The 7,210-nt window shown below is 44.0% G+C and carries 12 protein-coding genes; 11 read left to right on the top strand and 1 reads right to left on the bottom strand.

Annotated features, from left to right (window positions below):
- Positions 1 to 126: 126 nt before the first annotated feature.
- The gene (locus ORQ98_RS28525) at positions 127 to 1,407 is read left to right on the top strand and encodes a S49 family peptidase (protein ID WP_274692231.1); all 1,281 of its coding nucleotides are present in this window, start codon (positions 127 to 129) and stop codon (positions 1,405 to 1,407) included.
- Between the two features lie 3 nt (positions 1,408 to 1,410).
- Positions 1,411 to 1,764 carry a head decoration protein gene (locus ORQ98_RS28520; RefSeq protein WP_274692230.1) on the top strand — a complete coding sequence of 118 codons (354 nt, stop codon included), beginning with the start codon at positions 1,411 to 1,413 and terminating at the stop codon, positions 1,762 to 1,764.
- Here the strand turns inward: ORQ98_RS28520 and ORQ98_RS28515 are convergent.
- Positions 1,761 to 2,102, bottom strand: coding sequence for a PilZ domain-containing protein (locus tag ORQ98_RS28515; protein ID WP_274692229.1), 342 nt, complete (start codon positions 2,100 to 2,102; stop codon positions 1,761 to 1,763). The two genes, ORQ98_RS28520 and ORQ98_RS28515, sit on opposite strands and share 4 nt — an antisense overlap.
- Positions 2,103 to 2,190: 88 nt before the next feature.
- Here ORQ98_RS28515 and ORQ98_RS28510 point away from each other — a divergent pair, with 88 nt between their 5' ends.
- The 9 genes from ORQ98_RS28510 (at position 2,191) to ORQ98_RS28470 (ending at position 7,153) form a co-directional block, all read left to right on the top strand.
- Complete coding sequence (locus tag ORQ98_RS28510; protein ID WP_274692228.1) at positions 2,191 to 3,192, top strand: major capsid protein; 1,002 nt, start codon at positions 2,191 to 2,193, stop codon at positions 3,190 to 3,192.
- The gene (locus ORQ98_RS28505) at positions 3,192 to 3,554 is read left to right on the top strand and encodes a head-tail joining protein (protein ID WP_274692227.1); all 363 of its coding nucleotides are present in this window, start codon (positions 3,192 to 3,194) and stop codon (positions 3,552 to 3,554) included. Before ORQ98_RS28510 ends, ORQ98_RS28505 begins: the two co-directional genes overlap by 1 nt.
- On the top strand, positions 3,538 to 4,137 hold the full coding sequence (locus ORQ98_RS28500) for a hypothetical protein (RefSeq protein WP_274692226.1): 600 nt from the start codon (positions 3,538 to 3,540) through the stop codon (positions 4,135 to 4,137). The genes ORQ98_RS28505 and ORQ98_RS28500 overlap by 17 nt, the downstream gene beginning before the upstream one ends.
- A complete protein-coding gene (locus ORQ98_RS28495) occupies positions 4,118 to 4,609 on the top strand; it encodes a hypothetical protein (protein ID WP_274692225.1) in 492 nt (163 codons plus the stop codon). The genes ORQ98_RS28500 and ORQ98_RS28495 overlap by 20 nt, the downstream gene beginning before the upstream one ends.
- Entirely contained in the window at positions 4,602 to 5,180 is a 579-nt protein-coding gene (locus ORQ98_RS28490; RefSeq protein ID WP_274692224.1) for a phage baseplate assembly protein V, read from the top strand. Before ORQ98_RS28495 ends, ORQ98_RS28490 begins: the two co-directional genes overlap by 8 nt.
- A gap of 115 nt (positions 5,181 to 5,295) precedes the next feature.
- Positions 5,296 to 5,484, top strand: a complete 189-nt coding sequence (locus tag ORQ98_RS28485; protein WP_274692223.1) for a hypothetical protein — start codon at positions 5,296 to 5,298, stop codon at positions 5,482 to 5,484.
- On the top strand, positions 5,484 to 5,837 hold the full coding sequence (locus tag ORQ98_RS28480) for a GPW/gp25 family protein (RefSeq protein WP_274692222.1): 354 nt from the start codon (positions 5,484 to 5,486) through the stop codon (positions 5,835 to 5,837). The genes ORQ98_RS28485 and ORQ98_RS28480 overlap by 1 nt, the downstream gene beginning before the upstream one ends.
- A complete protein-coding gene (locus ORQ98_RS28475; protein ID WP_274692221.1) occupies positions 5,827 to 6,672 on the top strand; it encodes a baseplate assembly protein in 846 nt (281 codons plus the stop codon). Before ORQ98_RS28480 ends, ORQ98_RS28475 begins: the two co-directional genes overlap by 11 nt.
- Positions 6,659 to 7,153 (top strand): phage tail protein I, encoded by a 495-nt coding sequence (locus ORQ98_RS28470; RefSeq protein WP_274692220.1) that lies wholly within the window; start codon positions 6,659 to 6,661, stop codon positions 7,151 to 7,153. Before ORQ98_RS28475 ends, ORQ98_RS28470 begins: the two co-directional genes overlap by 14 nt.
- Positions 7,154 to 7,210: the final 57 nt, after the last annotated feature.

Genomic DNA, 7,210 nt, shown 5'->3' with positions numbered 1-7,210 from the left:
TTATTAAATTCCTAGTCAAATTAAGTGAAATACTGTGACCAGGTATTTTACAGATTATTTACCATGATTGGTATTAGTTACTGGCTTGTTTTCGGCCTCAGCCTCATCTTCTGGAGGTAACAGCGAATGACGCCACAAGCCTTACAATATTTAGCGAGCCAACCATGGGCGCTAGAAACTAAAACCCTAGCAGTAATGAAAGACATAGCCGCCAGGGAATGGCAAATAACCGAAGCCGTCGCTAAGCAATTTGGTGAGCGATCCGGGCCAAATTCAACTAAGCGTGATGGCGTCACATTAATAGGCGTTAATGGTGTCATTAGCCGGTATGCCAGTCTATTTCATGCGGCTTGTGGTGGGGCATCCGTTGAAACCCTGGCCAAAGAATTTAACCAGGCCCTAAGCGACCCTGACACCAACGCCATTATCCTAAACATTGACTCACCAGGCGGCCAGGTTAACGGTATTAATGAACTGGGCGAGATGATCCACGCCGCTCGTGGTACTAAGCCTATTGTTGCCTATGTGGGTGGTGCTGGATGCTCAGCGGCCTATTGGCTGGCAACGGCAGCGGATGAAATAGTATTGGATAACACGGCTAGCGTCGGCTCGATTGGCGTTGTAGCCACTTACGTTAAACAAAAACACGACGATAAAGACGTGTTTGAAATGGTATCGAGCCAATCACCCAAAAAACGGCTTGAACCAGATAGCCAAGATGGCAAAGCCACTTACCAAGCTGAATTAGATCAATTAGCCGATATTTTTATAGACCGGGTGGCACGTAATTTAAGCGTGAGCCGCGACGATGTATTAGCAAAATTCTGTCAGGGAGGCACTGCCATTGGTCAAACAGCTATTGATAAAGGCATGGCGCACCGGCTTGGCAGTTTAGAAAATTTAATTACCGAATTACAAAAACGGAAAACAACTAAAAACATGAGTGAACACTTTTCAATTAATGTTGCTGGCGAAGCAAACACAACCGAAATAGCCGCGACATTAAAACAACAATTTCCAGAAGCGGTTAGCGCACTGATAGCAGAGTCAGTAGACAGTGAGCCAAGTGCCTTAAGCGCTGCAGCAGAGATAGCCCAAGCCTGCATCGAGGCTGATGTCTCATCTATGGCAGCAAAACTATTAAATTCAAGCACGACAAAAGCCGAAGCTTTTCAACAAATTGAAGATGCAAAAGCGATTAAAAACGCATGTGCAGCGGCAGGCATTGAAGCCAGCTTCGACAAAATCATGGCTGACCGAAACGACTTAGGTAAATTGATTGGCACTGCTATACATGAGGCACAAGCCAGCTCAGAACAAGACACAACCAGTCATATAACAAGCTCTGGTGGCGGCGTAAAAATAGATACTGATGAAATCTACAAAGCCAGACAGCAAGGACAATAATTAATGATTACTGAACCGCGCCATTTTGGCGAATATATTTTAAAAGAAATGGATGGATTTAGCCGCGCTGATCGCATGGTGACAGGTGGCCTATATCCTGTTGCAACGGTGCTTGGTGAGATCACCGAAACCAAGCAGCTAACCGCGCTGAACCCTACGGCAACTGATGGCTCACAGAAAGCAGTGGCTATTCTAATGGGCATGGTCGATGCCAGAACAGAGCCTCAAAACACAGTGGTGACTGACACCTTAACTGTCGTCAGAAAAGTCGCTTTAGAGTGGCCAGCCGAAATTACCGACGAACAAAAACAAACGGCATTAGCGGAATTAAAAGAAAAATTTATTATTGCTCGCTAGTCACTAACATCATCAATAAAGTGATTGATGTAATTAGCTCTTTGTGGATGAAAATAAGTAAACTCTAAACCAATAAAATAACTATTATCGCTAAATTCACAGTGACAGACTTGAGCATGAGCATAAATGGTCAAACCTTTATTTTCATGATTAATGGCATATAAACATAAAACACACATTTCATTGATGCTTAATTTTTTACATGTCTGAACTAAAACTCCAATTTCAGAAATATTAATCATTTTTATATGGCAAGTTTCTCTGTGGTTTTTTAAAACCCCGATACAGTTCAGTTGTTGAATTGGGTATCGTTCACTGCAACGACGATCAATATTCATTGGATATAAACCAAAAGAAATACGTTTAAATAGTAATCATTATTAGTGTGATTTACTACCAATTATTTCGAATTAAAAGATTTTTTATATGAACAATTTAGATTTAATTGCACAGCACGAAGCGTTTTCTGTGCAAGGCTTAACCCTGGCCATTAATAAGGCCGTTTCCACCCCTGGCCGTATTCGCCAACTAGGGTGGTTTAGTGAGGAAGGGATTAATACCCTTTCAATTAATATCGAGTTTCGAAACCAATCATTAATCTTAGTGCCTACCCAAGTGCGTGGCGCGCCAGGGGTTTCACTGGATCGTGAAAAGCGTTCTCGTTTGCCATTCAACATTGTGCATTTACCCATGGAAGGTGCGGTGCTAGCTGATGAGGTGCTAGGTGTTAGGGCGTTTGGCTCTGAAAACACATTGGATCAAATACAACGTTTGTTCAATCGTGAGCTTGAAAGAATGCGCCAGTCGTTTGAAGTCACCCACGAGTTTCAACGACTAGGTGCGATTAAAGGTAAAATTCTTGATGCGGATGGAGTAACGGTTTTAGAAGATTTATTCGACCGCTTTAAAATTCAGCCCAATAAGATGACGTTAGACTTTACCAAAGACCTACGCACTCAATGTATGGATATCAAGCGAGCATCCGAAAAAGAACAGGGCGCGATTAAAGCCTCGCGCTATCGAGTTTTGATGGGCTCCAATGTCACTAATGAGTTGCTAAAAAATGATGACTTCAAAAAGGCTTATGAACGTTGGCAGGATGGTCAAGCCTTGCGCGATGACATGCGAATGAACATCAACTTTGGTGGTTTAATTTGGGAAGAGTGCGAAAGCGAATTTAACAGCCAAGTGTTTATTGGTCCTGATGACGCGATAGTGGTGCCTGAAGGCTTACCTGGCTTATTCCGTTCATACTACGGGCCAGCCAACTACATGGAAACCGTGAATACACGGGGCTTGCCGTACTATGCCAAGCGCAAAGCCATGGACTACGACAAGGGTGTTATGTTTGAAGCACAATCTAATCCACTGCACTTGTGTACTAACCCAAGAGTTATCATTCATGTGAAGATTAAAAAGGCGTCTTAATGAACGCCTTTGACCGCGCCACCCGTCGCCTAATGCGGCGGTTAGGTATACCTATCATTTTGGTGGATGAGGACAACAACCAGCATACCGTTAAGGCTGAGGTTATCGAGGCAGAAGAGTTTATAGCGAAAGGAAAAGGCGGCAACAGCCGTATCAGCCTATCCATGCTGTTAGATAATCCTTTGGTACAAATTGCTACAGCTGATTGCCCAAAGCTCACTGTAAAATGGCGAATTCTCATAGATAAGTATCAGTATGAAATAGTCAAAGAGCCACTTAGAAAACATGGTTTAACGGAAATTTCATTAAAACGACTACAAGACAAGCAAAACCTCAGCTGGATAGATGAACCTGGAAATTAGAACCGCTAATCACTTACAGCAAATAATCGACCATGTAGAAACCCAACCAAAATTAGTGAATAAAGCCGTTAGGCGTGCTATGCGTAAAACGGCCCGTTGGCTAAAAACCCGAATGGCTAGAGAGTTAGCGAGTCAAATGGGCGTTGCTCAAAAAGGCTTAAAAAATCGTTTTATTCTGTCAACGGTTGGCAAAGGCAAAAATCAAAAATATAGCTTCTGGTTAGGCACTTATCCACTGGCAGCCGAGGAAGCAGGCAAAGCTAGGAACTTAAAAAAGAAAGGGGTTGCGGTTAAAAAATACCGCTTTGCAGGCGCTTTTTATAAAAACGTTTATGGTTCCAAAAAACATGTCTGGATTCGAACGACCAGAAATAGAGCAGCAGGTTATTCAAGTGTCAGCCCAGTGTCACAAACCCCTGCTAATGTACCCAGCCATTTAAAAGGCCGCTTTCCAGTTGAACGAATCGGAATTGAAATTGATCCAATAGCAGCCGAATTATTTAGGCGCTATCAAAGCCGCGTGAACGTGCAATTTAACCGGATTTTAGAGCAAGAATTACACTATGCCCTTAACATTGAATAACCTAACCCAGTATCACCAAGCCGTGATTGAGGGGATAAAAGCAGCATTACCAAACCTCGCAACCGTCGCCGCCTACAACCCAGCGGAAGAGCAAAAACTCAACACACCTGCTGTATTATTAGAACTCACCCAAATGGAGCCCGCCGAGGCCATTAGTGGGGGCCGTATAGCGGTTAATCTAGCCATGGCGGCGCATGTGTTTTTAGCAAAAAACGATGTTGAAGACATTCAATTAAGCATCCGTAATTTAGCCGCGTGGGTGCTGCAAGCCGTACACCGAAACAACTGGGGGCTAGGTGGGGCAGTGGGTAACCCTAAAACAGTAGAAGCCTTTCCTGGCAGCTTTAACCCTGACTGTGATGGTTATGAATCATGGCTAGTGTCATGGGAACAAACCATTTATTTAGGGGCTGAAGACCAACCACCTGAGTGGTTGCCTGGTGAAATAGTACTAGGGGTTGGCTATGGATAGTACGACAGATGACATTCTACAGCGTCTAGAGGCTCTGGAGCGGCGATTAGCCCAAGTAGTCGTTAGAGGCCGTATACATGCCGTAGACCCCACCAGAGGACTAGCAAAGGTGGAATACGGCGCGGAAGGCCAACAACAGACGACAGGTTGGCTACCCTGGAAACCAGCCCGAACCGGCAAGACGGTTACCTGGTCACAGCCTGATATTGGCGAAGGGGCAACGGTTATCTCAGAGGGTGATTTGACCTTGGGTGAGATATTGCCAGGCTCTTACTATGACCAGTTTCCAGCCCCATCAGCGAATCCAGATGTACATTTAACGCGGTATGCCGATGGGGCTACAGAGCAATACGACCAGGCCAGCCAGGCTTATCAGCTCTTATTACCTACCAGTGGCACAGTGAATATAGTGGCTAAAGGCGGGGTGACTATCACAGGTGATTTAACAGTGAATGGCAATATTAAAGCTACCCAAGAAATGGCCGATAACATTAGAGCGATGAGCGGGGACAGGGAAATTTATAATAACCATATGGACGCTCATCATAATGGTGCAGAACCAAAGCAATAAAAAATAATAATTAATTTTGTTACAAAAATAAGTGGGTATGGCAATAAAATCTTCGTGTAATTATACTCATTATTAAACTACTCCTTTCTTATTTTTTACTAACATAGTTACTGTTATGGACATGCAAAGCGCTAAACAACTAGCGGCGTTTGCACTGTTTGTCTTATCGCTTGGGCTCATTGCATTTGCTTTATTTGCGGTAAGTCGTGACGGTGCTGACGGTTTCTTGCCTGCTATTATTAGTGGGGCAGTGGGCTATTGCTTATTTGAAATTTTACTAGAAAAAAATATTGATTTTGATTAATGAAAACCGGCACCCAAGCAGACACGGGTAAAACGGTTTCAGGCATCCCTTACTTACAACAACGCATCCAAGACGCCTTAAACACCCCACTAGGTTCACTGGTGGGGCACCGTGAATATGGCTCACGAATCTATGAAGTGATAGACCGCAATATTGACCCAGGTTTCTACATGCAAGTGTATATTCGGCTAGCAGAAGCCTTAAATAATCCAATCAATGGCTTGGATGATGTGAAATTAAAGGAGATGCAATTAACCCGTGTTGAAAATCATCAAATAGACATTACTTGTCGTTTTATTTTATTAGAAAACGGCGAACCGATAACAATGGAGGGAATTATTATTGAGCAGTAGAAATGCTATCGACCTTTCCAAACTGCCACCCCTGACGATTATTGACGAAACCAGCTACCAAGATGAATTAGCGACTGTTACCGCAAGCGCCAATTTACCCAACCCCAGCCCAGCCGATCCTGCTTATCGTATAGCATCCGCCCTATGTTACCGGCACCGGCTACTAAGACAAAAAATCAATGAGCAGATTTACGGCTTAACCCTGGCAGGGGCGAGGGAAGCACAGCTAGACCATATCGGTATGACCTATTACCAAACCCTGCGCCATGCAGGCGAGATAGACGACGACTACCGTAATCGGCTACAGCTAGAACCTGAAGGTAAATCAGTGGCAGGGCCAGAAGGGGCTTATATCTTTCATGCGTTATCGGCGGATGCTTTGGTTAAGGACGTGGTGGTGCATTCACCTGAACCGGTTGAAGTCGATTTATATATTCTCACCCATGAGACAAACGGCCAGCCGACAGAAGCCTTACTAAACAAGGTCAGGGCTTATCTGGAGCCTTACAGACCGTTAACTGACAAGCTCAATGTCAAAGCCCCACAGGCGTTGTATGAATACACGGTAGAGGCTGAATTGCATTTAAAAGGGGGGCCTGAAGCATCCATCATTGAAGCCCTCACTAAAAAACGTCTTCAAGCGTACATTAGCAGTCATCATTACTTTGCCGCTCAAATTACGGAGAGTGGTATACATGCCGCACTGACCGTGGAAGGGGTAGAAAAGGTCGAGTTAAAAAACTGGCAAGACTATCAATGCAAACCAGCAGAAGCTGCTTATTGCACCCATATAACGATCACAACCAAACAATTAACCCATCATGAATGGTCATGACTCCATTTTACCCGGTAATTTATCCGAGTTAGAACGGGATTTAGAGGCATCACTAGCAGAAGCCAAAGCCTTAATTCCTGTACCTATCGAGACTATCTGGAACCCCTATCAATGTCCTGTACCCCTGTTGCCGTACTTGGCATGGGCGGTATCCGTGGATCATTGGCAAGCCAGCTGGCCAGAGAATATAAAACGTAGCGTGATAGCAAAAAGCCTGGAAGTGCACGAAATTAAAGGCACACGGCAGGCATTAGAAAAAGCATTATCAGCCATCGACATTGATATTAATGTCACTGAATGGTTTGAAATGGAACCACCCGGCAAGCGCGGTACATTTCAAATTACGGCTAATTTAAGTGATCGTGGCATTACTGAAGACGAATACCAACATGTTAAACAGGTGATTGATACCGCTAAAAACGTGCGTAGTCATTATGATTTAAAAATGGCGTTAAGCAATAATACCAATCCTGTTTATTAGCTTGTTAAAACAGCCCAGCACCTGGAGCACAAGCTTTTAATGTTATTTTTCTTATTC

The sequence above is a fragment of the Spartinivicinus poritis genome (assembly GCF_028858535.1).
GTDB lineage: Bacteria > Pseudomonadota > Gammaproteobacteria > Pseudomonadales > Zooshikellaceae > Spartinivicinus > Spartinivicinus poritis.
The sequence above is the reverse complement of the archived record's forward strand: the minus strand, read 5'-3'. Positions and strand labels throughout refer to the sequence as shown.

Excerpts from the sequence above, each read along its gene's own strand:
- ORQ98_RS28525 (WP_274692231.1), top strand. The coding sequence starts at position 127 with ATGACGCCACAAGCCTTACAATATTTAGCGAGCCAACCATGGGCGCTA.
- ORQ98_RS28520 (WP_274692230.1), top strand. The coding sequence starts at position 1,411 with ATGATTACTGAACCGCGCCATTTTGGCGAATATATTTTAAAAGAAATG.
- ORQ98_RS28515 (WP_274692229.1), bottom strand. The coding sequence starts at position 2,102 with ATGAATATTGATCGTCGTTGCAGTGAACGATACCCAATTCAACAACTG.
- ORQ98_RS28510 (WP_274692228.1), top strand. The coding sequence starts at position 2,191 with ATGAACAATTTAGATTTAATTGCACAGCACGAAGCGTTTTCTGTGCAA.
- ORQ98_RS28505 (WP_274692227.1), top strand. The coding sequence starts at position 3,192 with ATGAACGCCTTTGACCGCGCCACCCGTCGCCTAATGCGGCGGTTAGGT.
- ORQ98_RS28500 (WP_274692226.1), top strand. The coding sequence starts at position 3,538 with ATGAACCTGGAAATTAGAACCGCTAATCACTTACAGCAAATAATCGAC.
- ORQ98_RS28495 (WP_274692225.1), top strand. The coding sequence starts at position 4,118 with ATGCCCTTAACATTGAATAACCTAACCCAGTATCACCAAGCCGTGATT.
- ORQ98_RS28490 (WP_274692224.1), top strand. The coding sequence starts at position 4,602 with ATGGATAGTACGACAGATGACATTCTACAGCGTCTAGAGGCTCTGGAG.
- ORQ98_RS28485 (WP_274692223.1), top strand. The coding sequence starts at position 5,296 with ATGGACATGCAAAGCGCTAAACAACTAGCGGCGTTTGCACTGTTTGTC.
- ORQ98_RS28480 (WP_274692222.1), top strand. The coding sequence starts at position 5,484 with ATGAAAACCGGCACCCAAGCAGACACGGGTAAAACGGTTTCAGGCATC.
- ORQ98_RS28470 (WP_274692220.1), top strand. The coding sequence starts at position 6,659 with ATGAATGGTCATGACTCCATTTTACCCGGTAATTTATCCGAGTTAGAA.